Raw genomic sequence first — 22,664 nt, 5'->3', positions numbered from 1 at the left:
ATCGGCGGGTGAGCCGCAATGTTTTACCCGAAGCCCCCGTTGCTCTTCAACAGCTGCCCGTTGACCCACTGGCCCTCCCGCGAGCACAGAAAGTCCACCAGGTGGGCGGTGTCCTGCGGGGTGCCGAGGCGGCCGAGCGGCGTGGCGCCGAGACAGTGCGCGCGGACCCCCTCGGTCATCCAACCGGTGTCCACGGGCCCGGGGTTGATGACGTTTGCGGTCACGCCGAGGTGGCCGAGTTCGTGGGCGGCGGCAAGGGTTATGCGGTCCATGGCACCCTTGCTCGCCCCGTACGGCAGGTTCCCCACGGTGTGGTCGCTGGTGAGGCCGATGATCCGCCCGGTGCCCCGTTCCGCGGTGAAGCGGCGGCCGAACTCACGAACGAGCAGCCAGGTCGCGCGGGTGTTGACGGCGAAGTGGCGGTCGAAGCTCTCGACGGTGGTGTCGAGCAGGCCCGAGTCGACCGACTCGCAGTGGCTCATCACCAGCGCGGTGACGGGCCCGAGGCGTCGCTCCGCCTCGTCGAAGACCCGGGTCGGTGCCTCGGGGTCGGCGAGGTCCGCCTCGATGGCGGCGGTGGCCGCGCCCCGCTCGGACAGGCTCCTGCCGATCGCCTCGGTCGCGCCGGGCTCGGCGCCCCAGGCCATGCGGGCGTCGTACGGGTTCCAGTAGGTGAACGCGATGTCCCACCCCGAGGCCGCCAGCTGCTGGGCGATGCCGGCGCCGATACCGGCGGTGCGGCCCACACCGGTGATCAGGGCGAGGGGGCGGGCGGCGGAGGACGGCTGATCGGTGCGCGGGGTCACAGGCGGGATCGTTCACGAACGGCGCCGAACCGACAACCGCTTTTTCCTGATCGAACAGGTTCGCCGGAACCGCGGTAATGCTGAAAATTGCTCAACTCTCGCACACGCGCGAACCGCTGGAGTCCGCTTGGCCGAAACTCGTCCCCATGTGACTAAAGTTCAACAGCGCTCCTGGAGAGATAACCGCTTACCCCCGGTAATGCCTTGCTTTACCGGATCGCCAGCCGTAACCCTTCCTCAACAACCAGCCAAGACCCTGGGGGGAGTTGGCTTATGGAAGGCACGGTTGACGGGTTCCGCTATGGCGCGGTGACCCCGGTCGCCGCCTATGTGATGGCGTGCCTGGGAGGGGCCCTGGGGCTGCGCTGCATCGTGCGCACTCTGCTCAGCAGCCAGTCGTGGAAGGCGGGATGGCTGGCGCTCGGCGCCGCCTCGATCGGCTGCGGAATCTGGACGATGCATTTCATCGCCATGATCGGTTTCCAGGTCGTGGAGACCCGGATCCGTTACAACGCCGGTCTCACGGTCCTCAGTCTCGCCGTGGCCATCGTCGTCGTGGGCATCGGCGTGTTCATCGTCGGCTATCGCGGCGCCAGTGCCCTGAACCTGTCGTTCGCGGGCGTGATCACCGGAGTCGGCGTGGCCGCGATGCACTACCTCGGTATGGCGGCGCTGCACATCAACGGAACGATCCGGTACGACGCCGCCGCCGTCACCCTCTCCGTGGTCATCGCGATCGTCGCCGCGACCGCTGCGCTGTGGGCGGCCGTCACGATCCGGGGCTTCCTGACGAGCCTCGGCGCCAGCCTGATCATGGGCATCGCCGTGACGGGAATGCACTACACGGGCATGTCCGCGGTCAGCGTCCATGTGCACGACAGGACTGGGGGCTCGTGGGCGGGCGATTCGCCCACGTCGCTGCTGCTGCCGATGCTCCTGGGACCGGCGATCTTTCTGCTGCTGGCCGGAGTGGTGGTCATGTTCGACCCGCTCCTGGTGCTCGGCGACGGCGACTGGAACCGTCCGTCCCCCTCGGCCGCGCCCACCGCCCCGCCGTCCGGGTCGCTCGTCGAGGACCAGGAGGTCCGGGTGATCCACGCCCGCGCACCACAGGATCCGCAATGGGCCGCACCGCACACCCCGCAGAGCTGAGAGCCGTCCCCCTGGAGTACCCACGCATCCGGTGAGGTCCGGTCGAGCCCGGAGGGGGAGCGCTGTACGGCACTCCCCCCTCCGGGCCGGTTCTAGATCGTTGTTACGGTGCACCGGTGTCAGACTCCTCACGCGATACCGCTGAAGGCGCCGGCTGGGGCTCCACCCGACTCGGCGAGTACAAGCGGCTGATGCCGCCCAAGGTCGAGAAGATCTCTTGGTTGAACCCCAGGACGCTGTGGGCCGCCCGCAACGGCGTGGCCGCCTCCTGGTTCGGGGACCCCACGGGCCGTACCCGAAGCCGCTGGGTGGCCCAGCGCGCGGCGGCCGGCGCACCCGCCGACAAGGTGATCAGGCGGGCGGATCCGGAGCGCTTCTCGTTCATGGTCATCGGCGACACCGGCGAGGGCGACGACCCCCAGTACGCCGTCGTGCCAGGGTTTCTGAAAATCAGTCAGGACACCCGCTTCGCGGTCGTCGCCAGTGACGTGATCTACCCCGTGGGCAGCGCGGACGACTACGGCACGAAGTTCTTCCGGCCGTACCGGGACTACCCGGCGCCGATCTACGCGATACCCGGCAACCACGACTGGTACGAGGATCTCGACGCCTTCATGCGCGTCTTCTGCGGTGACGCCCCACCCCTGGACCCCGAACCCGCGCCCCGCCCCCTGACCCGCGCCTGGCTGCGCTCCCTGCTGTGGCACCGGCCGCGCGCGAACGACGGCCAACACCTCGACGAAGCGCGCCGGTTGCGTGCCGAGCCGTCCCAACAGGCCGCCCAGCCAGGCCCCTACTGGGCCGTCGACGCCGGCCCGCTGCGCATCATCGGCATAGACACCGGGCTGCTCGGCACCATCGACGCCGAACAGGGCGCCTGGCTGCGCGAGGTCTCCCGGGGCCCGCGCCCGAAGATCCTCATTACGGGTTCACCCCTGTACGTGGACGGCGAGCACCACCCCTGCGCCATCGACGGCGGCGGCACGGTCGACGGCATCGTGCGCGACCCGGACCACCACTACATCGCGGCGATAGGCGGCGACATCCACAACTACCAGCGCTACCCGGTCGACGTGGACGGCCGCACCATCCAGTACGTCGTCTCGGGCGGCGGCGGCGCGTTCATGCACGCCACGCACACCATCCCGCACGTCTCCATCGCCGACGTCACCGAGAAGGACTTCCGCTGCTACCCCCTGCGCGGCGACTCCCTGGCCTTCTACAGCAGGCTCTACGGCCGCCGACTGCACCTGCGCCGCTTCTTCACCCTCACCGAGGCCGAGGCCACCGCGGTGATCGCCGAGCGCCTCGGTATCCCGCCCACGCGCGTTCCGGGCGAGGTGCAGCGCGTCACGCTCCGCATCCGACTGGTGGCCAGTCTCCTGGGCGCGGGCGGCCGGCCGAACCGCACGTCGCGGTTCCGCCTCCCGGTGCGCAAGATCTACACCCAGCTGTTCTCGCCGAGCTCGGCGACGTACAGCCCGCCGTTCTTCAAGTGCTTCCTGCGGCTGGACGTCACCCCGGAGGCGGTGCGGCTGCGCTGCTTCGCGGCCACCGGCAACCTCGCCCAGGAGATCGACCCGCCGGTCGAGGACGAGGTGACCATTCCCCTGACCCGGACTTGATCTTCTCCTTGACCTTCACGGCCCGGCGAGCGGGAACATCACGCCTGACGGCCGGGTTGGCACAGCCGTACTACTTGATACGTCAAACAACCCGGAGGAGCCCGTGCCGCCGACCCCCCGCCCCCTGCGCAAGCTGGGCTTCCTGACCATCGGCCTGTTCGACGAGGCGGATCCACGACGCGGACACGAGTCCACGCTGGAGATCATCGAGCTGGGCGAACGGCTCGGCTTCGACAGCGCGTGGCTGCGCCACCGGCACCTCCAGTACGGCATCTCGTCCCCCGTCGCCGTCATGGCGGCGGCCTCGCAGCGCACCACCCGCATCGAGCTCGGCACGGCGGTGATCCCGCTCGGCTGGGAGAACCCGCTGCGGCTGGCCGAGGACCTGGCGACCGTGGACATCCTGTCCGGCGGCCGGATCAACCCGGGCGTGAGCGTGGGTCCGCCGATGCACTTCGACGAGGTCAAGGGGGCGCTGTACCCGGACACGGCCGACACCGAGGACTTCTCCCACGAGCGGGTACGGCGGCTGCTGGACCTCGTGCGCGGCGAGCCGGCCAGCGACTTCAGCGGGGTGCAGGGCTTCGAGGTCTTCTCGGACCGGGTCCAGCCGCACTCGCCGGGCCTCGGCCGACGTCTCTGGTACGGCGGCGGCAGCGTGAGCTCGGCGCGCTGGGCCGGTGAGCACGGCATGAACTTCCTGACCAGCAGCGTCGTCAAGGCGGAGGGTCCACAGGGGCCGTACGACTTCGCGGAGATCCAGCTGTCGCACATCCGCGCCTTCCGCGCCGCGCACCCGGACGGCGAGGCGGCCCGGGTGTCCCAGGGTCTCGTGGTGATCCCCACCGACTCGGCGTCGGCGGAGCAGCGGGCGCGGTACGAGGAGTACGCGGCGAAGCGCACCCCTCGTACCGCGGCACCGCAGGGTCCGGCGCGGTTGATGTTCGCTCCGGACATCGTCGGCACGTCGGAGGAGATCGCCGAACGGCTGCACGCGCACGCCGCGTTCCGGGAAGTGGACGAGGTTGCCTTCGCGCTGCCGTTCACCTTCGAGCACGAGGACTACGTACAGATCCTCACCGACATGGCGACCAAGCTGGGCCCGTGCCTGGGGTGGCGACCGGGCGCATAGACCCACGGCATGGGTGACGGGGCGGTCGGCTCAGCCGGCCGATCGGGCGCCGCCCCGGCTCCGCCGGTCGATCGCGGGCTGTGCGGCGTGTCCGGTCCGTCGGCCGTGCGAGGCGGGCCGCCGATGCCACGAGCCGACCGGACCCTGCTCCCGTGCCCCCGCTCGGAAGCCGCCGACCTCACAAGGCGGCCCGTCCCGCACCGCCCCTGCGAGGGGACCCCTCAAGCGACGGCCGCAATCAACCGGCGCCGCTGATCACCGAGACGTACCGGCCGGCCTACCGTCGACATGAGCACCCACGATCGCCCAGGACGCACCGCCCAGAGCCCTGAGCCGGTCCAGTCGGCACCACGGGCCCCGCGACGCAGCCTAGAAAGCTGACGACCGACACCAACCACAGCTCACGACCGCCCGACCCGCACCGCCCACACCCCCGAGCCCCGCCCGGCACCACCCCACGGCCCCTCTCCGGCCCGCCGCCCCCGCGCCCCGCGCCCCGCGCCCCGCGCCCGCTCACCAACGCCCCACCTCCGTCCCCGTAACCGCCTCCGACGGCTTCCCGTCCACCCCCACCGGCACGTCCCCCGCCAGCATCACGCGGTGCATGGTGCGGGGAAATCCGAGGTGGGCGTTGTCGCCGGGCGCCAGGTGGATGGTGGCGCGGTTGTCCCAGAAGGCCACGCTGCCCGGCTCCCAGCGGAAGCGGACCGTGTACTCGGGGCGGACCGCCTGTTCGAGGAGCATGTCGAGGATCGCCCGGCTCTCGGCGCGGGAGAGGTCGGCGATCTGCTCGACGTAGTAGCCGTTGATGTAGAGGATCCGCTCACCCGTCTCGGGGTGGACCCGCACCAGCGGGTGCAGGGAGGCCACCTGGTGGTCCAGGAGGTGCCGGAGGTAGGCGTCGTCGCCCGGCCGGGGCTGGTAGCCGACGCCGAGGCGGTGCTCCACGCGCAGGCCGTCCACGAACTCCCGCACCGGCGCGGACAGTCCGGCGTAGGCGGCGGCGAGGTTGGACCACTGGGTGTCGCCGCCGTACGGCGGTACGGTCTCGGCGCGCAGGATCGTCGCCGCGGGCGGGTCGATCCGGGCGCCGTGGTCGCAGTGCCAGCCGCGCAGCAGCGTGTGCCGCCGGCGCTGCAGCCACTCCTCGTGCTCCATGCCGAACTTCCCGCCCAGCTCCAGGCGGTCGGCGGTCGTCTCGACCTCCGGGAAGCCGGCGGGCGAGGCACTGCCACGCCTGCGCAGGACGACGGGCTCACCGAACTTCCGGGCGAAGGCCACGTGCCCGGTGTGATCGAGCTTCTGTCCGCGGAAGAACACCACCTTCCACCGCAGCAGCGCGGCCCGGATCGCGGCGACCACCGAGTCGTCGAGGTCACCCGACAGGTCGACCCCCGTGATCTCGGCACCGATGTGCCCGGCGACCGGGTTCACCTCGATGCCCGCGTCCCGCTCCGCCGTGCCCTTGTCCGTCGTCATGCGTGCTCCGTTGTTCGCCGGCGTCCGTACCTGTCCGGGGTGACGTGCCCCACGGGGCCCGTCACCCATGGTTGACTGCCCATCGTGGCCACCGCCTCAACGCCTCAAAACCCCAGCGCCTTCGTCCGACGCCTGCCGGCGGGCGAGCGGCTGCCCCTGCCCGCCGACTCGGTGGCCGACTGGGAGACCTTCCCCTTCGAGGGTGACCTCCGCGTCAAGCCCCTGCACCCTCCCGTCCTGCCCGAACCCGCTCGTCAGGGCGAGAGTGGCCCCGAAGAGTGCCGTGCGTGCCTCAAGCCGGTGACGCAATCCCTCTGGGCCGACGATCACTGGCGGCTGGACGCGGTCGGCACCGAGTCCCGGCTCCCGGCGGTCGTGATGCTCCAGCCTCGCGGCCACTACGACCTGGGCGACCTGCCCGCCGAGCGAACGGCCGAACTCGGCCCCCTCCTCCAGCGGGCCGAACGCGCGGTGCTCGGCCTGGACGGCGTCGCCCGCGTCCACGTCAACCGCTGGGGCGACGGAGCCGCCCACCTCCACTTCTGGCTGCTCGCCCGCCCCGCGGGGCTGCTGCAGCTGCGCGGCACCTTCCTCGCGGTGTGGGAGGAACTCCTGCCGCCCGTGCCCGACGAGGAGCGCCGGCAGGCGCATCGGCAGATCGCCGCAGCCCTGGCCGCGGACGGCGGCACGGCCCACGCCCTCGGAGGCTGAGCTCTCAGCCGCGAGTCAGGTGGAGATCAGGTAGGGGAGCGCCTCCGATGAGTGCCCGTACCCCGGCCCTCGTCGGCGAACGACCTAACTCGTTAAAGCTCATCTGTTCACGAGCCTTGACAGCGCCATGACCCGCTTTCCATCATCTGGGGCATCAGACTCTGACTAACACGAGTTAGGCCCTGTGGATGACCGACTCGCACTTCACCCGTCGCACCCTGTTGCGGTACGGCGCCTACGGCGCGGGCGCCGCCGCGCTCGCCGGTACCGCCGCGAGCTGGGACCGGCTCACCGGAGCCGACATCCCCGGCCGCGACGACGGCTCCCTCGTCGTCGCCACCCTCGGCCCCGCCTACGGCCCGGAGGCGATCCGCACGCTCACCGAGGGCTTCAAGAAGGTCCACCCGGACATCAGGCTGCGGATCAACGCGGTGCAGGCCACGGACTGGTCGGACTTCTTCGCGAAGATCCTCACCCAGATCGCGGCGGGCACCGCCCCCGACCTCGTCTATGTCGCCACCGAGGGCGTCCAGCTCTTCGCCCAACGGCTGGGCGTCGCCCTCGACAAGTGGGTGAAGCGGGACGCCGCCGAACTGCGCGAGTACTTCGCCGACGTCCATCCCTCGCTGGTGGAGTCGATGATGTACGAGGGGAGCCTCTACCAGCTACCGGTCGAGTTCAACGCGGCCGACATGTACCTGAACAGCCAGGTGCTGAAACGGGCGGGCGCGGGCTTCCCGGCGGCCGACTGGACCCGCGACGACTTCACCGAACTCCTGCGGGACATGAAGAAGTCCAGCGGCTCGCAGTTCACCCCCTACTTCTGGACCAACCGCCTGTGGGGCGGGGTCGTCCCCTGGCTGTTCGCCAACGGCACCAACCTGCTCGCCGAGTCCAAGGCGCCGGGCGGCGCGTGGCTGTGGGACGGCTTCTACCCGAGCGCCCAGCGTCAGGGCCGCGGGGGCGGCTTCCGGTGGACCACCCCGCAGGCCACGGACGCACGGGTCGAGGAGTCGTACGACTATCTCGCCTCGCTGATCCAGGAGGACCTGTGCACCCGCCCCGAGGGCGGCAACGGACAGAACCTCATCGGGGTGTTCTCCACCGGCCGGGTCGGCGTCACCCCCGCCGGCGGCTTCTGGGCGGGCGGCCTGCACCTGGCGGGGATGAAGCCGGGGAGCTTCGACGTGCAGTACTTCCCCCGCTGGCGCACCCAGCGCATGCAGTTCGGCGCCGCCGGTTACGCGCTGCTGCGCACCTCGAAGAAGCAGGACGAGGCGTGGGAGTTCATCAAGTTCGCGGCCCGCAGGGACACCCTGATGCGGCTGTTCGAGACCAACCAGACGACCCCGGCCCGCCGTTCGATGCTCACCGCGGACCGCTACCGGGAGATCGGCCCGAGGCACTGGCAGGTCTTCTACGACACCCTCGACAAGTTCCCCGACACCGGGCCGATCCCCGCGCCACCGCAGGTGGCCGAGGTCGAGCAGGTACTGCTCAAGCACACCGGGACCGCCCTGTCCTCGCGGCGCTCGGTGGGCCCCGCGCTGCGCCGGATGCAGAGCGATCTGGAGAAGGCCATGGAGCGTGACGTATGACGAACACTCAGATTCCCGCCGTACGGCCGTCACGGGCCGCGACCGCGCCCGCCGCCGGCACCGTGCGGCCCTCGGGCCGCGATCGCGGCAGCCGCCTGCTGGCCACCCTGTTCCTCACGCCCACCGTCGTCGGCATCGTGGTCTTCACGGTCGTGCCGATCGTCGGCTCGGTCGTGCTGAGCCTCTTCCACTGGAACGTGATCGACTCCCCCAAGTGGGCCGGGGCCGCCAACTACCGTGAGGTCTTCACCGATTCGACCGTCCTGGTCTCCTTCCGCAACACGCTCGTCTTCATGGTGCTCGCGGTGGCGCTGCAGCTCCTGGTCGCCCTCACGCTGGCGCTCGCGGTGAACGGGCGGATGCCGGTGTGGCTGCGCTCGGTGTTCCGCTCCGCGTTCTTCTTCCCGCTGGTGCTGTCGGCGGCGTCGATCTCGGTGGTGATGAAGTACCTGTTCAACCAGGACTTCGGAGTCGTGAACTGGGCGCTCGGACTGATCGGTATCGCCCCCGTGCCGTGGCTGACGTCCGAGAACTCGGCGATGGCGGCGGTGATCCTGGTCTACGTCTGGCAGCAGTTCGGCTTCTCGTTCCTGCTGTTCGTGGGCGGTCTGAACACCATCCCCAAGGAGATCCACGAGGCCGCCGCCCTGGACGGGGCGACCGGCCTGCGCAAGCACCTGCACGTGACGGTGCCGCTGCTGTCGCCGACCCTGCTGGTGGCGACCGTGGTCGGGGTCATCAACGCGCTCCAGGTCTTCGAGCAGCCGTACGTCCTGACCAACGGCGGGCCCGGCGACTCCACCCGCACCGTCGTGATGGTCATCTACGAGTCGGCGTTCGAGCAGCTGCGCTTCGGCGAGGCGTCCGCGGTGGGCGTGCTGCTGTTCGTGCTGATCATGGCGGTCACCGCCCTCCAGTTCCGGCTCAGCCGGCGTTTCGTCCACTACCAGTGAGCCGGGTGAGTCCCTTGAGCCAAGCGACCCTGAAGACCAGCGGCGCGCCCTTGTCCATGAGCCGTGCACGGTACTCGCTCGCCCCCTGGGCGCGGATCGCCGGTCTCGCGGCCGTCGCGCTGCTGACCCTCGGGCCGGTCATCTGGACGGTCTCGACGTCCCTGCGCACCCCGGCCGAGTCCTTCGACCTGCCCCCGAAGATCATTCCGACGCATCCGACGGTCGACTCGTACCGCGGGGTCTTCGACCAGATCGACGTGTGGCTGCTCGCTCTCAACTCCACGCTGGTGACCGCTCTGGTCGCGGTGGGCCAGATGATCACCGCGGGGCTCGCCGGTTACGCGTTCGCCCGGCTCGACTTCCGTTTCAAGAAGCCGCTGTTCGCTCTGGTGCTCGCGACCATGATGGTCCCCTTGCAGGTCACGATCGTGCCGGTGTTCCTCGTCCTCAAGTCGATGAGCCTGACGGACACCCTGCTCGGTCTGATCATTCCGGCGTTCCCGACCGCCTTCGGCACCTTCCTCATGCGCCAGTACTTCCTGGGCATGCCGAAGGACCTGGGCGAGGCCGCGATGCTGGACGGCGCCGGACCGTGGCGGACCTTCCGGTCCGTGTACGCGCCGCTGGCCACGCCCGGGCTCGCGATCGTCGGCGTCCTCGCCTTCAACTACCACTGGAACGAGTTCTTCCGGCCTCTGATCCTGGAGACCTCCGGCCAGAACTACACCCTGCCGCTGGGTCTGGTCTCGCTCCAGGGCAACCTCGGCACCGGCTCCATCTCGGTGGTCCTCGCCGGTGTGGTGCTCTCCATGATCCCCGCCGTCGCCGTGTTCCTCGTCGGCCAGCGCCCTCTCCGCGAGGGCATCACCTCCGCAGGAGTCAACCGTTGAGCCCCGACACCGACGCCCCGCGTTTCCGGGTCCGTCCGCCCGCCAACTGGGTCAACGACCCCAACGGGCCCTTCCGTTGGCGCGGCCGCTTCCACCTCTTCTACCAGCACAACCCGAACGCCCCGGTGCACGCCGACGTCCACTGGGGTCACGCCTCCAGCCCCGACCTGGCCCGCTGGGAGCACCATCCGGTCGCGCTCACCCCGACGCCCGGCGGTCCCGACGAGGCGGGCTGCTGGTCGGGGTGCGTGGTGGACGACGACGGTGTGCCGACAGCCGTGTACACCGGTGTCGACCGCACCCACGCGGGACTGGGCTCGGTCTGCCTCGCGGTGGCGCAGGACGACGATCTGGTGACGTGGAAGCCGGTTCCGGTACCGGTGGTGTCCGGTCCGCCGACGGGCCTGGACGTGACGATGTTCCGCGACCCGTTCGCCTTCCGCTTCGGCGGACGCCGCTGGGCGCTCGTGGGCGCCGGGCACGCGGACGGTACACCGTCGGTGCTGGTGTACGACTGCGAGGATCTGCACGACTGGCGGTTCGCCGGGGTGTTGCTGGACGGCCGGGATCCGGTGGCGGCCGAGGCCTTCGGCCCGGGAGCGACCGGGTGGGAGTGCCCGCAGCTGGCGCGGACGCCGGGGGGCGAGTGGGTGCTGGCGGTGGCATTGTGGGACGGCGACCCACGGGGCACGGCCTATGTGACGGGCCGGCTGGAACAACTGCCGGGCGCGGGGCCGACGTTGGTCCCCCGGTTCGGCGGCCGCCTCGATCTGGGGCGTGACTTCTACGCGCCCTCCGTCCTCCAGGACACCGAGCGGGACCGGGCGCTGCTGTGGGGCTGGTCCTGGGAGGCTCGTCCGCAGCAGGACGTCGACCGGGCGGGCTGGGCCGGGGTCCTCACGGCACCGCGAGTCGTGGACGTGCACGAGGACGGCTCACTGCGGGTGGTACCGGCACCGGAGCTCGAACTCCTGCACTCCGCCGAGCCGTTGGGCCCGGGACCGCTCCCGGACGCGTACGACCTGACGGTGACCGCGCGCTCGCCCGGCACCGTGAGCCTGCTGCGGGCGGCCTCGGGAGCCGAGCTGACGGTGCGGCTGGACCCCGCGGCGGGAACGGTGACGCTGGACCGCTCGGGGTGGCCCCGGTCGAGGCCCGACGGCTCCGCTCCTCTGGTCGTACGGATCCCCGAAGGCGAACTGACCGTGCGCGTCCTCGTCGACGGCTCCCTGCTCGAACTCTTCGCCGGGGAGCGGGCGATGGTCACCGAGCGGGTGTACCGGCGGCCCGGAGACACCGCCGAGCTGACGGTGTCGGGGGACGGGATCGAGGTCGCGTGCCGGGCTCTCGTGCACGGACGGTGAGGTCGGCCGGCTCGGCGCGCCTCACCCCGTCGGCGCCGGTCCCACCGAACCCCGGCCGACCACCGGGCAGGCGATGCGCCGTGCGGTGGCGGGGGGCGTGCGACCGGTGTCGATGGCGTCGAGGAGGAGACGTGCGGCGGCCTCGCCCATCTCCCGGTGCGGCAGCGCGACGGTGGTGAGGGGCGGGGACAGATACGCGGCCATGTGCTCCTGGTCGTCGTAGCCCACCACCGACAGCTCGTCGGGCACCGTGATGCCGAGGCGGGCCGCGCAGTGCAGGGCGCCCGCCGCGACCCGGTCGTTGTAGCAGAAGATCCCCGTCGGGCGCAGCTCGGCGGGGACGCCTTCGAGCAGACGGGCGGCGCCCTCGTAGCCGCTGGAGATCTCGCCGCCGGTGCGCACCACCCACTCCTTGGGCAGGTTGACGCCCGCCGCGCGCAGGGCGTCCCTGAAGCCGCGCAGCCGTTCGACGGAGGCGATGTCCTGTTGCCCCCCGACCAGCGCGATCCTGCGGTGCCCCTGGTCGAGGAGCAACCGGGCCGCCGTACGGCCGCCGGCCCGCTCGGCGGGGACGACGCACGGCAGGGAGTCGTCTTCGGGCAGGCAGTTGGCGAGGACCGAGTGGGTGCGGTGCAGGCCCTCGGGGACGCGGACGCGGCGCAGGGACATGGCCGCGTAGATGATCCCGTCGACGCGTCGGTCGAGGAGTTCGGCGACGGCCGCGTCCTCCTTGGCGCGGTCGCCGCCGGAGTCGACGGTCAGGACGAGGTGGTCCCTGTCCCAGGCCGTCTCCATGGCGCCGCGCAGCAGCCGGCCGGCGAAGGGCGAGGAGGCGATCTCGTCCGTGACCAGGCCGATCACGGCCGTACGGCGGCTGCGCAGACCGCGGGCGACGGGGTCGGGGCGGTAACCGAGCTGAGTGGCCGCCTGCCGGATGCGTTCCTGGGTGGCGGGCGAGAGGTTGCCCTCGGCGCGGCCGTTGAACACGAAGGAGACGGCGGTGTGCGACACGCCGGCGAGCCGGGCGACGTCCCGTGACGTGGGACGCCCGGATCCCGCCGACCGCTTGTCCTCGCTGCCGCCCATGCCGTCCGCTGCCCTCGTCCCGCCCGTCCGGTTGATCATTGCTCACCCTATCCGTGAGGCTGGGGGGACGACACAGTCAAGGGAAGGTCCGGACGTGATCAGCATCCCGACGCACACGCTCAACGACGGTACGAAGATCCCCGCCCTGGGTCTGGGCACCTGGCCGATGGACGACACCGAGGCGGAGCGGGCGGTCGCCACCGCCCTGGAGAGCGGCTACCGGCTCCTCGACACGGCGACGAACTACCGGAACGAGACCGGGGTCGGCCGTGGGGTGGCCGCCGGCGGGGTGCCACGCGAGGAGATCCTCGTGACGACGAAGCTGCCCGGCCGGCATCACGGCTACGAGGAGACCCTGGCCTCCTTCGAGGAGTCCCGCGCCCGTCTCGGCCTGGAGTACGTGGACCTGTATCTGATCCACTGGCCACTCCCCCGGGTCGACAAGTTCCTCGACTCGTGGAAGGCCATGATCAAGCTCCGCGAGGACGGTCTCGTACGGTCCATCGGGGTCTCCAACTTCACGGCCGCGCACATCGAGCGGCTGGAGAAGGAGACGGGGGTCCTGCCGTCCGTCAACCAGATCGAGCTGCACCCCCTGTTCCCGCAGGACGAGCTGCGCGCCTTCCACGCCGGCAAGGGCATCGTCACCGAGAGCTGGAGCCCGCTGGGCCGGGGCTCGGACCTCCTGGAGGACCCGGCGGTGGCCGGCGTCGCCGAGGCGCACGGTGTCACGCCCGGCCAGGTGATCCTGCGCTGGCACGTCCAGCTCGGCGCCCTGCCGATCCCGAAGTCCGGCGATCCCGAGCGGCAGCGCGCGAACCTCGACGTGTTCGGCTTCGAGCTGACCGAGGCCGAGTTGGCGGCGATCGGCGACCGTGAGCACCGGCGCCTGGGCGGGGACCCCGAGGTGCACGAGGAGTTCTGAACACCGGGAGGGGTACCCGGGAGGTCCGGAAGGAGCCGCAGGTGAGTGAGCGACTGAGGGACTACCACGGCAAGCGGGACTTCGGGCGTACTCGTGAGCCGGAAGGGCGGCGGGCCTCCATGGGTGACGCGCCCCGGTTCGTCGTGCAGATCCACGACGCCAGCACGATGCACTTCGACTTCCGGCTCCAGGTCGGCGACGTGCTGAAGTCCTGGTCGGTCCCGAAGGGCCCCTCCGACGTACCCAAGGACAAACGCCTCGCCGTGCCGACGGAGGACCATCCGCTCGAGTACGAGGACTTCGAGGGCGTGATCCCGCGGGGCGAGTACGGCGGCGGCACGGTGATCGTCTGGGACCGCGGGACCTACGAGCCGCTCAGCCATGACAGGAAGGGGCGTCCCGTCGACTTCGCCGCGTCGCTGGAGGGCGGGCACGCCACGTTCCGGCTGCACGGGACGAAGCTGCGCGGCGCGTACGCGCTCACCCGCTTCCGCGAGGACAACTGGCTGCTGGTGAAGAGCGCCGAAGGACGGGCGCGCGGACGCGGCTCCCCCGATCCGCGCCGGGCACGCTCGGTGCGGACCGGCCGGACCCTGGCTCAGGTCGCCGCCGAGGAGGCCTGAGCCGGAAGATCCACCGAATACCGCCCCGGCGGGCCTTCCCGGCCTCTATGTTCACAGCGACGCTGCGACACGTCGTCGCTCACGCACACGAGCCAGGAGGCCTTCCGTATGCGCATCGCGCTCCGTACCGCCCTGTCCGGCGCGGTCGTCACCGCCACCGTTTTCGTCGGCGGCACCGCCCAGGCGACCCCGCCCGGCCCCGGAGTGACCGGCACGCTGATCGCCCAGAAGACCGTGGGCGACACCGACTACGTCCTCAGAGAGATCACCGTCCCGCCGGGCCAGACGACCGGCTGGCACTACCACGACGGCGTCGTCCGCGGCTACGTCAAGCAGGGCACGCTCAGCCACTACCACTCCGACTGCGCCCGTGACGGCGTCTATCCGCAGGGCACCGTCGTGCGCGAGCCGGGCGGTCCGGGCGACGTCCACCTCGGCCGCAACGAAGGCACCACCCCGCTGGTCCTGGAGGTGCTGTATGTGCTCCCGCACGGCTCGCCGTACTCGGAGGACGTGCCGAACCCCGGCTGCTCCTTCCAGTGAGCGCGGTGATCAGAAGTCGGGCGGTTCCAGGGACTGTTCGGCCCAGATCGTCTTGCCGCTGCCGGTCTGCCGGCTCCCCCAGCGCTGGGTGAGCTGGGCGACCAGCAGCAGCCCGCGGCCGCCCTCGTCGAAGGCGTGGGCGCGCCGCAGGTGCGGCGAGGTGGAACTGCCGTCGGACACCTCGCAGATGAGGGTGCGGTCCCTGATCAGCCGCAGCTGGATGGGCGGTTCGCCGTAGCGGATGGCGTTGGTGACCAGTTCGCTGACGACGAGTTCGGTGACGAAGGAGGCCTCCTCCAGTCCCCAGACGGTCAGTTGCTCGGTGGCGGCCTGTCGGGTCGCGGCCACGTGGACGGGGTCCGGCTCGACGTCCCAGGTGGCGACCCGGTCGGCGCCGAGAGCCCGGGTACGGGCCAGCAGCAGGGCCACGTCGTCGCCGGGTTCTTCGGGCAGTACGGCCTTCAGGACGGTGTCGCACAGGTCGTCGAGGGTCTCGGACTTCGCCGTCAGCGCGCGGCACAGTTCGTCGGTGGCGTGGTCGACGTCGCGGTCCCGGTCCTCGATCAGCCCGTCGGTGTAGAGGGCGACGACGGCTCCCTCGGGCAGTTCGATCTCCGTGGCCTCGAAGGGCAGTCCGCCGACGCCGAGCGGGGGCCCCGCGCTCAGGGGGACGAGGTGCGCGGTGCCGTCGGGCAGGACGACGGCGGGCGGCGGGTGGCCGGCGGCGGCCGTGGTGAGGCGGCGCGAGACGGGATCGTAGACGGCGTAGAGGCAGGTGGCGCCCAGTTCGGCGGCGTCGTCCTCGCGGTCGTCCGAGGCGAGGTGGGTGACCAGGTCGTCGAGGTGGGTGAGCAGTTCGTCGGGGGGCAGGTCGACGTCGGCGAGAGTGCGCACCGCCGTGCACAGGCGGCCCATGGTCGCCGAGGACGGGATGCCGTGGCCGACGACGTCACCGACGACGAGCGCGACGCGGCTGCCGGAGAGCGGGATGACGTCGAACCAGTCACCGCCGATGCCGGCCAGGGAGCCGCAGGGCAGATAGCGGTGGGCGACCTCGACCGCGGCCTGTCCTGGCAGGCCGCGCGGCAGGAGGCTGTTCTGCAGGGCTAGTGCGGTGGTGCGTTCGCGGGCGAAGCGGCGGGCGTTGTCGATGCAGACGGCGGCCCGGCTGGCGAGTTCCTCGCCGAGGACGGCGTCGTCGCCGCCGAAGTCGTCGGGGTGGGCGATGCGGACGGCGACCACGACGCCCAGGGTGATGCCACGGGCTCTGAGCGGCACGGCGAGCAGGGAGTGGACGCCCTTGCGGTAGGTGCGGCCGGCCGGGGCGCGGGTGTTGCGTTCGGCGACCCAGCGCATGAAGTCGGGCTCGCCGGCCTGGCTGAGGGCGGCCCGGCCCTCCCGCACCGCGCGCGCGGGCGGTGAGGAGGCCAGGTAGATGTCCGTCTCACCCAGGCGGACGGCGGCCTCGGGGGTGCCCTCGTGGGCGGAGCCGTGCGCGACGCGGCGCAGGGCGATGTCGCCTTCCAGGACGGTGGGCGGTTCGTCCGCGCCCAGGACCCATTCGAGGAGGTCGACGCTGGCGAAGTCGGCGTAGCGGGGCACGAGGAGTCCGACGAGTTCCTCGGCGGTGCGCACCACATCCAGGGTGGTGCCGATGGTGGCCGCCGCCTCGTTGAGCAGGGCCAGTCGCTGCCGGGCCCAGTACTGGTCGCTGCTGTCGAAGGCGGCCAGGGCGACGCCGATCGGTTCCGTGGAGCCGGCGTCGCGGAGGGGCCACATCTCGCAGGTCCAGGCGTGTTCGTGGTTGAGGGCGGGGGCGCCCGTGAAGCTCTCGTAGCGGGCCGGTCTGCCGGTCTCGACGACCTGGCGCAGGTTGGCCAGGAATCCCCGGCTGTGTTCGGCGTCCTCGACGGTCTCCGAGAAGAAGCGGCCGATCAGGGCTTCCTCCGGCACCCCCATGACCCGGCAGGCCACGTCGTTGAGACGCACGTAGTGCTGCTGTGCGTCGAAGACCGACATCGACATGGATGCCTGCTGGAAGGCCTGACCGGCCAGGGTCGGCTCGGCGGCACCGGGGCGACGGCCCGTGATCACGTATCCGGCCGGCGTGCCGTCGCCGCCCAGCACGGGGCACGCGTCCAGGACGAGCGTGTGGAGGGAACCGTCGCGGTGGCGCAGTACGACGGTCCCCTTCAGCGCGGCCATGGCCGATCCCGGCGGGTCCTCGGCGAGCAGCTCCCGGGCCGCCCGCCCCACGACCTCCTCGGCCGTGTGTCCCGTCAGACGCCGGGCACCCTCGCTCCACCCCGTCACAATGCCTGCGGCATCGGTGACCGCCGTAGCGGAGACGTGCTCCATATCGTCCAGGATGGTCCTATTGTCGGACCACATCAACCGAAACGGGGCAACCGGGCCCCGTTCGTCACGCGTGGTGGGCGCGCAGGGCTTCAAGGGCGCGGTCGGCGTGGGTGTTCATCCGCAGTTCGCTGCGGACGACCTCCAGTACGGTGCGGTCCTGGGCGATGACGAAGGTGACCCGCTTGGTGGGTGCCAGGGAGAAGCCGCGCTTGACGCCGAACAGCTCGCGTATCTTCCCGTCGACGTCGGACAGGAGGGGCATGCCGAGGGTGTGGCGCCCGGCGAACTCCTGCTGGCGCTCGACGCTGTCACCGCTGATGCCGACCGGCTGGGCCCCGGCGGCGGCGAACTCGGCGGCCAGGTCGCGGAAGTGGCAGGCCTCCGCGGTGCAGCCGGCGGTCAGCGCGGCGGGGTAGAAGAAGAGGACGACCGGGCCGTCGGCGAGCAGCTCGGACAACTTGCGGCCGGCGCCGGTCTCGTCGGGGAGCTCGAAGTCCTCGACGGTGTCGCCGGTCTCGATCGCCTTGCTCATGCCTGGCCCTTCCCGTTCTTCGCGATGCCGCGTGCCCACAGCACGAGCGGCACTTGCAGCGGCAGCCGTCCCAGGGCCGCCGCCCTCTGGGGTGCGGGGCGGTGGCGCCAGTCGACGGCCATCTTGACGTTGGCGGGGAACACCCCGACGAAGAAGGCGGCGCTGGCGAGCGCGGCGGTCCGCCGGGTCTTCGGCAGCGCCAGACCCGCGGCGAGCGCGAGCTCCACGGCACCGCTGGCATAGGTCCAGGTCCGGGGCTTTCCGGGCAGGGCCTGCGGGATGGTCGCGTCGAACGAGCGCGGTGTGGCGAAGTGGGCGACACCCGCGGTGGCCAGTAGGCCGGCGAGCAGCAGGGGTGAGCGTGGGGACCGTGGCACGGTTCTTCCTCCTCGTGAGGGGGTTGCCGCGCACATTACTGGACGGTACAAGCACCTCGGACGGCGGCCTCCGCGCTCAGGGGGAACGGGGGTTGCGGGCGCCCAGGGCCGCGCGGGCCGTCGCGTCCGGCGCCAACAGAGGGGGCCTCGCTCGGCGTCCTGCTGTTCCGCGGTCCCGCTCCCGCCGAACGGCACGCCCGTGCCGGATGAGCCTCAGCCGGTGCCGGCCGGTGCCGCCTCGTGGGTCTCGTCGTCGACGGCGTGGGAGAGGAAGTCGTCGACCATGCGGTGGAACAGACCGGCGAGTTGCCGCAGCTCCTCCGGCGACCAGTCGGCCAGGGCCAGCTGCATGCCGCGGGCGCCGGCGTCACGGATGCGGTCGATGGCCTGCCGGCCGGTCTCGGTGAGCTGGATGCGCTGGGCGCGCCGGTCGTCGGGGTCGGGGACGCGGGTGACGTACCCCGACTTCTGCAGCTGCTGGACGGTACGGGTGACGTGGGAGGCCTCAACCCCCAGCCGGTTGGCCAGCTCCCCCGGACGCATCGGCTCGGTGTCGGCGACCTGCCGCAGCAGGGCCACGGCGGCCCGGTCCAGCGGCACCTCGGCCAGGGCCATCAGCCGGTCGTGCTGCCGGGCACGGGTGCTCAGGTAGGTGATGCGGGTGAGCGCCCGCTCGATCTCGATGACTTCCGGGGACGCGGGGACGCCGGGGAGCGGCTGTGAGGACATACTCGCCAGTTTACCATCTTGTTGCGTAACTCAAGTAAACTGCGGGCGGCGTGCGCACCGCCCTCAGACCTCGGCCGTCCGCGCCTCGGTCCGGACCGTGTCGCGCCAGGCCGCTCCGGCCGCGATGGTCTGCCGCCACTGCCGGATGACCCTGGGCGGCATGCCGATCGCGAGCGCACCGCTGACCCGGTCCCCCGTGCGGTACACGGCGACGAACCGGCGCTGCGCCACCTCGCCCTCCACCACGGCGACCTCCTCGTGCCCGCGCAGGAAGCCGTACGCCTGGACCTTCATGTCGTACTGGTCCGACCAGAAGTACGGCACCGGAGCGAACGGCTTGCGTGCTCCCGGAGCGGCCAGCAGGTTGCGGGCGGCCGCCATGCCCTGCTCGGCCGCGTTGGTGCGGTGCTCGACGCGCATCGAGGTGGCGAACAGCGGGTTGTGCCAGCGGGCGACATCACCGGCCGCGTACACGTTCTCCGCAGCCTCGCAGTACTCGTCGCACGCCACCCCGTCGCCCAGCGCGAGCCCGCTGTCCTCGAGCCACTCGGTGTTCGGCAGTGATCCGACGGCCACCAGCACATCGTCCGCCTCGACGATCTCCCCGCCGGCGAGCCGGACGCCCTCCTCGGTCACCTCGGTCACGGTGACCCCGCAGCGCAGGTCGATGCCTCTGTCCACATGGGCCCGGGCCAGCAGCCGCCCGACCTCCGTGCCGACCGCGTGGGCGAGCGGTACGGCGGCGGGTTCGAGGAGGGTCACCCGGACACCGAGGCGCCAGGCGACCGCGGCGGCCTCGGCGCCGAGGAAACCGGCGCCCACCACGACCAGCCGCTGCCCCGGAAACAGCCGCTTCCGCAGGGTGAGCGCGTCGTCGAGGGTGCGCAGCACGTGCGCGCCCTCGCCGGGCAGACGGCGGGGCCGCACGCCGGTGGCGATGACGAGTCCGTCGTACGGCACCTCGGAGCCGTCGGCCAACCGCACTGTGCGGGCAGGGAGTTCGAGGCCCGTCGCGGCGACTCCGAGCCGCAGGTCGAGGTCGAGCGCGGTGAGGTCGGCCGAGGTGCGCAGGGCGAGCCGGTTGGCCTCCCACTCCGCGGCGAGGAGCTGCTTGGACAACGGCGGCCGGTCGTAGGGGAGTTCGGGCTCCTCGCCGACGAGGGTGATCGTTCCGTCGTACCCCTCGCGGCGCAGCGTCTCGACCGCGGCGAGCCCGGCGGCGGAGGCACCGACGACGGCGATCCGCCTCACTGCCGGACCAGCCGGATGGCCGCGGCCGGGCAGACCGCGACGGCTTCCCTGACGTCGTCGAGTCGGTCCTCGCCGACCTCGTCCGTCAGGAGGATCGCGATGCCGTCGTCGTCCTGGTCGAACACCTCCATGGCGGCGACCACGCACTGCCCCGACGCGACACACTTGTCGGCTTCCAGCTCCACCTTCATGGGATTCCCCTCGCTCTTCTCGTGGTTGCGGCTCGTCTGCGGCGCGGAAGCCGTCACCAGGCGACCGGCAGCTCGTGGATGCCGTAGATGAACGCGTCGTGCTTGAACTTCACGTCCTCCAGGGCGCAGGCGAGCCTGAGGGTGGGGATGCGCCGGTAGAGGGTGCCGTAGACGACCTGGAGTTCCATGCGGGCGAGCGGCTGGCCGAGGCACTGGTGGACGCCGAAGCCGAAGGCGACGTGGCGGCGGGCGTCGCGGGTGAGGTCGAGGCGGTCGGGGTCCTCGAACACCTCGGGGTCGCGGTTGCCGATCTCGTTGACCATGATGACGCCCTCGCCGGCCTTGATGACCTGGCCGGCGATCTCGATGTCCTCGGTGACCGCGCGTCGGCGCCCCAGGTGCGTGATGTGGAGGTAGCGCAGCAGTTCCTCGACCGCGGAGGCCACCAGCCGGGGGTCGTCGGTCTCCCGCAACAGGGCGAGCTGGTCGGGGTGTTCGAGGAGGACGGCGGTGCCGAGCGCGATCATGTTGGCGGTGGTCTCGTGCCCGGCGATCAGCAGGAGGAGCGCCATCTCCGTGGCCTGCCCGTGGGTCAGTTCCCCGGCGGCGACGCGTCCGGCGATGTCGGAGAGCAGGTCGCCCCTGGGCCCGGTGAGTCGCTCGGCGAGCTGACCGGCCAGGTATCCGGCGATCTCCCGGGTGGCCGTGCCGCGCTCCTGGGGGCTCGCGGTCGTGCGGACCATCGTCTTGGTGTTCTCCTGGAACATCGCGTGGTCGTCGTACGGCACGCCGAGCAGTTCGCAGATGACCAGCGAAGGGATCGGCAGGGCGAACGCCTCGACGAGGTCGACCGGTTGGGGACCCGCCAGCATGTCGTCGACCAGGCCGTCCACGATCCGCTGCACGGCGGGCCTGAGCGCCTCCACCTTCTTGATGGCGAACGGTGCCGTCACCATCCGGCGCAGCCGCGCGTGTTCCGGGTCGTCCATCATGATGAAGCTGAGTTTTCCCTCGCCGGCCTCGGCGCTCGCCTTGGCCGGGTAGCCGGGCCGGTCGGTGTCGGCGCTGACCCGGGCGTCGCCCAGGATCGCCCGCTGCTCGGCGTAGCGGGTCACCAGCCACGGCTCGCTGCCGTCCCACAGCCGGACCTTCGTCAACGGCCCCTGCGCCTGGAGTTCCTTGAGGCCGGGCGGCGGGTCGAAGGGACAGCCGGAGGCGCGTGGCATGGGGAACTCGGGGGCGGTACCCGCGGCGTCGTGCGCGGGACCGGCCAGGGTGTCGGCCATGGTTCTCCTCGGTGATGGGGGGGCTCCGCGGGAGGGGACGGCGGAGCGCCGGGGCGAAGTGGTCGAGGCCTCGATGAGCACATGCAAACAGACCGGCCTGACACCGGCCCGCCAGGAACCTGACGGGAAGCTGACGTGACCCACGTCACATCGCAGGCGGACGTCAACCGCCGTCGGACACAAGGGGGTTACACAGACGCGCGGCGCCTCCCGCCTGCGGAAGTCGTCGACTGCGGCGTTTGCGCGGAGCTTTCACGGCAGGGCATGCCTTTCCGGGTAGGGCTCTCCCGGCGAGGCTTTCAAGGCAGGGCCTTCACGCACCGCCGTCCGCGCGCCCCAGCCAGTACCCGAATCCGCGACGGGTGTGGATCAGCTCCGGTGCACCCGACGGGTCCTGGTCCACCTTACGGCGCAGTCGGGAGACGAGCTGCTCGATGGCGTTGTCGCCGCGATGGTGACCCCAGACGTACCGGCCGATCTGCTCCTTGGACAGCACCCGGTGGGCGTTGACCAGGAGATGGCGCAGCAGCCGGTACTCGGCGGGCGTGAGATCGAGGGCGCGCGCTCCGCGCCGGGCCTCGCACAGGGCGTCATCCAGGACGAGGTCGCGGTAGCTCAGGGCTCGGCCCGCGGCCGGTCCCGCACCGGTGCCGCGCAGCAGGATCTGCACCCTGGCCAGGATGTCGGCCACACGGAACGGCTTGGCGACGTAGTCCCGCTCCCCCAGGCCGAGTTCGGGCACGATCCGGTCCAGGGACTCGTAGTCGATCAGCAGCAGCACCGGCGGCCGGCGGGCCAGTGTCGGCCGGGTACGGCCCAGTTCGGTCACGTCCGGCAGGGTCGCGTCGACGAGCACGAGGTCGAACCGCTCCCGCATCAGCAGAGCCACACCGTCGGCGGCGGCCGCGACGGTGACGATGCGGTAGCCCGCCAACTCCAGGGTAGTGGAGAGCAGTTCGGCGACGTCCGGGGCGCCGGCGACGATCAGGAGGCGCTGACCGGCACCGCGGGCGAGTGCCGGCCGGTGGCTGGGGGTGCCGTGCATGGAAGGGA

22 protein-coding genes are annotated in these 22,664 nt (G+C 71.5%); 11 read left to right on the top strand and 11 right to left on the bottom strand.

From position 1 onward, the window contains the following. Nucleotides 1-23 precede the first annotated feature (23 nt). Nucleotides 24-806 (bottom strand): SDR family oxidoreductase, encoded by a 783-nt coding sequence (locus ACGFWE_RS24765; protein ID WP_393601762.1) that lies wholly within the window; start codon nt 804-806, stop codon nt 24-26. 273 nt (nt 807-1,079) lie between these two features. On the opposite strand from ACGFWE_RS24765, the gene ACGFWE_RS24760 reads away from it, so the two are divergent. The 3 genes from ACGFWE_RS24760 (at nt 1,080) to ACGFWE_RS24750 (ending at nt 4,715) form a co-directional block, all read left to right on the top strand. Further along, entirely contained in the window at nt 1,080-1,958 is an 879-nt protein-coding gene (locus ACGFWE_RS24760; RefSeq protein WP_352389826.1) for an MHYT domain-containing protein, read from the top strand. 116 nt (nt 1,959-2,074) lie between these two features. Next, nucleotides 2,075-3,583 carry a metallophosphoesterase gene (locus ACGFWE_RS24755; RefSeq protein WP_352389827.1) on the top strand — a complete coding sequence of 503 codons (1,509 nt, stop codon included), beginning with the start codon at nt 2,075-2,077 and terminating at the stop codon, nt 3,581-3,583. Nucleotides 3,584-3,686: 103 nt separating this feature from the next. Further along, nucleotides 3,687-4,715: an LLM class flavin-dependent oxidoreductase gene (locus ACGFWE_RS24750; RefSeq protein WP_393601761.1), complete on the top strand. Its 1,029-nt coding sequence runs from the start codon at nt 3,687-3,689 to the stop codon at nt 4,713-4,715. Nucleotides 4,716-5,228: 513 nt separating this feature from the next. Here ACGFWE_RS24750 and ACGFWE_RS24745 read toward each other — a convergent pair. Continuing rightward, nucleotides 5,229-6,194: a TauD/TfdA family dioxygenase gene (locus ACGFWE_RS24745; RefSeq protein ID WP_352389829.1), complete on the bottom strand. Its 966-nt coding sequence runs from the start codon at nt 6,192-6,194 to the stop codon at nt 5,229-5,231. An 84-nt stretch (nt 6,195-6,278) separates the two neighbouring features. On the opposite strand from ACGFWE_RS24745, the gene ACGFWE_RS24740 reads away from it, so the two are divergent. The 5 genes from ACGFWE_RS24740 (at nt 6,279) to ACGFWE_RS24720 (ending at nt 11,710) form a co-directional block, all read left to right on the top strand. Further along, on the top strand, nt 6,279-6,905 hold the full coding sequence (locus ACGFWE_RS24740; protein ID WP_393601760.1) for a hypothetical protein: 627 nt from the start codon (nt 6,279-6,281) through the stop codon (nt 6,903-6,905). A gap of 188 nt (nt 6,906-7,093) precedes the next feature. Next, on the top strand, nt 7,094-8,503 hold the full coding sequence (locus ACGFWE_RS24735) for an extracellular solute-binding protein (protein WP_393601759.1): 1,410 nt from the start codon (nt 7,094-7,096) through the stop codon (nt 8,501-8,503). Next, nucleotides 8,500-9,456, top strand: a complete 957-nt coding sequence (locus ACGFWE_RS24730) for a carbohydrate ABC transporter permease (protein ID WP_393601758.1) — start codon at nt 8,500-8,502, stop codon at nt 9,454-9,456. The genes ACGFWE_RS24735 and ACGFWE_RS24730 overlap by 4 nt, the downstream gene beginning before the upstream one ends. A gap of 56 nt (nt 9,457-9,512) precedes the next feature. Beyond that, on the top strand, nt 9,513-10,346 hold the full coding sequence (locus ACGFWE_RS24725; RefSeq protein ID WP_352389877.1) for a carbohydrate ABC transporter permease: 834 nt from the start codon (nt 9,513-9,515) through the stop codon (nt 10,344-10,346). Continuing rightward, nucleotides 10,343-11,710 (top strand): glycoside hydrolase family 32 protein, encoded by a 1,368-nt coding sequence (locus ACGFWE_RS24720; RefSeq protein WP_393601757.1) that lies wholly within the window; start codon nt 10,343-10,345, stop codon nt 11,708-11,710. Before ACGFWE_RS24725 ends, ACGFWE_RS24720 begins: the two co-directional genes overlap by 4 nt. Nucleotides 11,711-11,731: 21 nt before the next feature. Here the strand turns inward: ACGFWE_RS24720 and ACGFWE_RS24715 are convergent, their stop codons facing one another. Next, nucleotides 11,732-12,796, bottom strand: a complete 1,065-nt coding sequence (locus tag ACGFWE_RS24715) for a LacI family DNA-binding transcriptional regulator (protein WP_393601985.1) — start codon at nt 12,794-12,796, stop codon at nt 11,732-11,734. 94 nt (nt 12,797-12,890) lie between these two features. Here ACGFWE_RS24715 and ACGFWE_RS24710 point away from each other — a divergent pair, with 94 nt between their 5' ends. The 3 genes from ACGFWE_RS24710 to ACGFWE_RS24700 all read left to right on the top strand — a co-directional run bounded on the left by ACGFWE_RS24710 (nt 12,891) and on the right by ACGFWE_RS24700 (nt 14,887). Then, nucleotides 12,891-13,721 carry an aldo/keto reductase gene (locus tag ACGFWE_RS24710; protein ID WP_393601756.1) on the top strand — a complete coding sequence of 277 codons (831 nt, stop codon included), beginning with the start codon at nt 12,891-12,893 and terminating at the stop codon, nt 13,719-13,721. A 41-nt stretch (nt 13,722-13,762) separates the two neighbouring features. Further along, complete coding sequence (locus tag ACGFWE_RS24705) at nt 13,763-14,344, top strand: DNA polymerase ligase N-terminal domain-containing protein (RefSeq protein WP_352389835.1); 582 nt, start codon at nt 13,763-13,765, stop codon at nt 14,342-14,344. A 108-nt stretch (nt 14,345-14,452) separates the two neighbouring features. Then, nucleotides 14,453-14,887 carry a cupin domain-containing protein gene (locus tag ACGFWE_RS24700; protein ID WP_352389836.1) on the top strand — a complete coding sequence of 145 codons (435 nt, stop codon included), beginning with the start codon at nt 14,453-14,455 and terminating at the stop codon, nt 14,885-14,887. Between the two features lie 9 nt (nt 14,888-14,896). On the opposite strand, the gene ACGFWE_RS24695 is transcribed toward ACGFWE_RS24700, so the two are convergent. The 8 genes from ACGFWE_RS24695 to ACGFWE_RS24660 all read right to left on the bottom strand — a co-directional run bounded on the left by ACGFWE_RS24695 (nt 14,897) and on the right by ACGFWE_RS24660 (nt 22,656). Further along, the gene (locus tag ACGFWE_RS24695) at nt 14,897-17,245 is read right to left on the bottom strand and encodes a SpoIIE family protein phosphatase (RefSeq protein WP_393601755.1); all 2,349 of its coding nucleotides are present in this window, start codon (nt 17,243-17,245) and stop codon (nt 14,897-14,899) included. A gap of 64 nt (nt 17,246-17,309) precedes the next feature. After that, entirely contained in the window at nt 17,310-17,777 is a 468-nt protein-coding gene (locus ACGFWE_RS24690; protein ID WP_393601754.1) for a peroxiredoxin, read from the bottom strand. Then, entirely contained in the window at nt 17,774-18,154 is a 381-nt protein-coding gene (locus ACGFWE_RS24685; protein ID WP_393601752.1) for a MauE/DoxX family redox-associated membrane protein, read from the bottom strand. The genes ACGFWE_RS24690 and ACGFWE_RS24685 overlap by 4 nt, the downstream gene beginning before the upstream one ends. Nucleotides 18,155-18,367: 213 nt before the next feature. Next, nucleotides 18,368-18,883: a MarR family transcriptional regulator gene (locus tag ACGFWE_RS24680; RefSeq protein ID WP_352389840.1), complete on the bottom strand. Its 516-nt coding sequence runs from the start codon at nt 18,881-18,883 to the stop codon at nt 18,368-18,370. A 63-nt stretch (nt 18,884-18,946) separates the two neighbouring features. After that, complete coding sequence (locus ACGFWE_RS24675; RefSeq protein ID WP_352389841.1) at nt 18,947-20,134, bottom strand: FAD-dependent oxidoreductase; 1,188 nt, start codon at nt 20,132-20,134, stop codon at nt 18,947-18,949. After that, the gene (locus ACGFWE_RS24670; RefSeq protein WP_352389879.1) at nt 20,131-20,325 is read right to left on the bottom strand and encodes a ferredoxin; all 195 of its coding nucleotides are present in this window, start codon (nt 20,323-20,325) and stop codon (nt 20,131-20,133) included. The genes ACGFWE_RS24675 and ACGFWE_RS24670 overlap by 4 nt, the downstream gene beginning before the upstream one ends. Nucleotides 20,326-20,378: 53 nt before the next feature. Next, nucleotides 20,379-21,611 (bottom strand): cytochrome P450, encoded by a 1,233-nt coding sequence (locus tag ACGFWE_RS24665; protein ID WP_393601749.1) that lies wholly within the window; start codon nt 21,609-21,611, stop codon nt 20,379-20,381. Nucleotides 21,612-21,924: 313 nt separating this feature from the next. Next, on the bottom strand, nt 21,925-22,656 hold the full coding sequence (locus ACGFWE_RS24660; RefSeq protein ID WP_393601747.1) for a response regulator transcription factor: 732 nt from the start codon (nt 22,654-22,656) through the stop codon (nt 21,925-21,927). Nucleotides 22,657-22,664 lie beyond the last annotated feature (8 nt).

The organism is Streptomyces sp. NPDC048523, assembly GCF_043199815.1.
Taxonomy (GTDB): domain Bacteria; phylum Actinomycetota; class Actinomycetes; order Streptomycetales; family Streptomycetaceae; genus Streptomyces.
Note: the sequence above shows the minus strand (reverse complement) of the source record. Positions and strands in the feature narration are given on the sequence as shown.

Bases quoted from the DNA above. Each gene is read 5' to 3' on its own strand.
- ACGFWE_RS24760 (WP_352389826.1), top strand. From the start codon at position 1,080: ATGGAAGGCACGGTTGACGGGTTCCGCTATGGCGCGGTGACCCCGGTC.
- ACGFWE_RS24745 (WP_352389829.1), bottom strand. From the start codon at position 6,194: ATGACGACGGACAAGGGCACGGCGGAGCGGGACGCGGGCATCGAGGTG.
- ACGFWE_RS24735 (WP_393601759.1), top strand. From the start codon at position 7,094: ATGACCGACTCGCACTTCACCCGTCGCACCCTGTTGCGGTACGGCGCC.
- ACGFWE_RS24730 (WP_393601758.1), top strand. From the start codon at position 8,500: ATGACGAACACTCAGATTCCCGCCGTACGGCCGTCACGGGCCGCGACC.
- ACGFWE_RS24725 (WP_352389877.1), top strand. From the start codon at position 9,513: ATGAGCCGTGCACGGTACTCGCTCGCCCCCTGGGCGCGGATCGCCGGT.
- ACGFWE_RS24715 (WP_393601985.1), bottom strand. From the start codon at position 12,796: ATGGGCGGCAGCGAGGACAAGCGGTCGGCGGGATCCGGGCGTCCCACG.
- ACGFWE_RS24700 (WP_352389836.1), top strand. From the start codon at position 14,453: ATGCGCATCGCGCTCCGTACCGCCCTGTCCGGCGCGGTCGTCACCGCC.
- ACGFWE_RS24695 (WP_393601755.1), bottom strand. From the start codon at position 17,245: ATGGAGCACGTCTCCGCTACGGCGGTCACCGATGCCGCAGGCATTGTG.
- ACGFWE_RS24690 (WP_393601754.1), bottom strand. From the start codon at position 17,777: ATGAGCAAGGCGATCGAGACCGGCGACACCGTCGAGGACTTCGAGCTC.
- ACGFWE_RS24680 (WP_352389840.1), bottom strand. From the start codon at position 18,883: ATGTCCTCACAGCCGCTCCCCGGCGTCCCCGCGTCCCCGGAAGTCATC.
- ACGFWE_RS24670 (WP_352389879.1), bottom strand. From the start codon at position 20,325: ATGAAGGTGGAGCTGGAAGCCGACAAGTGTGTCGCGTCGGGGCAGTGC.
- ACGFWE_RS24665 (WP_393601749.1), bottom strand. From the start codon at position 21,611: ATGGCCGACACCCTGGCCGGTCCCGCGCACGACGCCGCGGGTACCGCC.
- ACGFWE_RS24660 (WP_393601747.1), bottom strand. From the start codon at position 22,656: ATGCACGGCACCCCCAGCCACCGGCCGGCACTCGCCCGCGGTGCCGGT.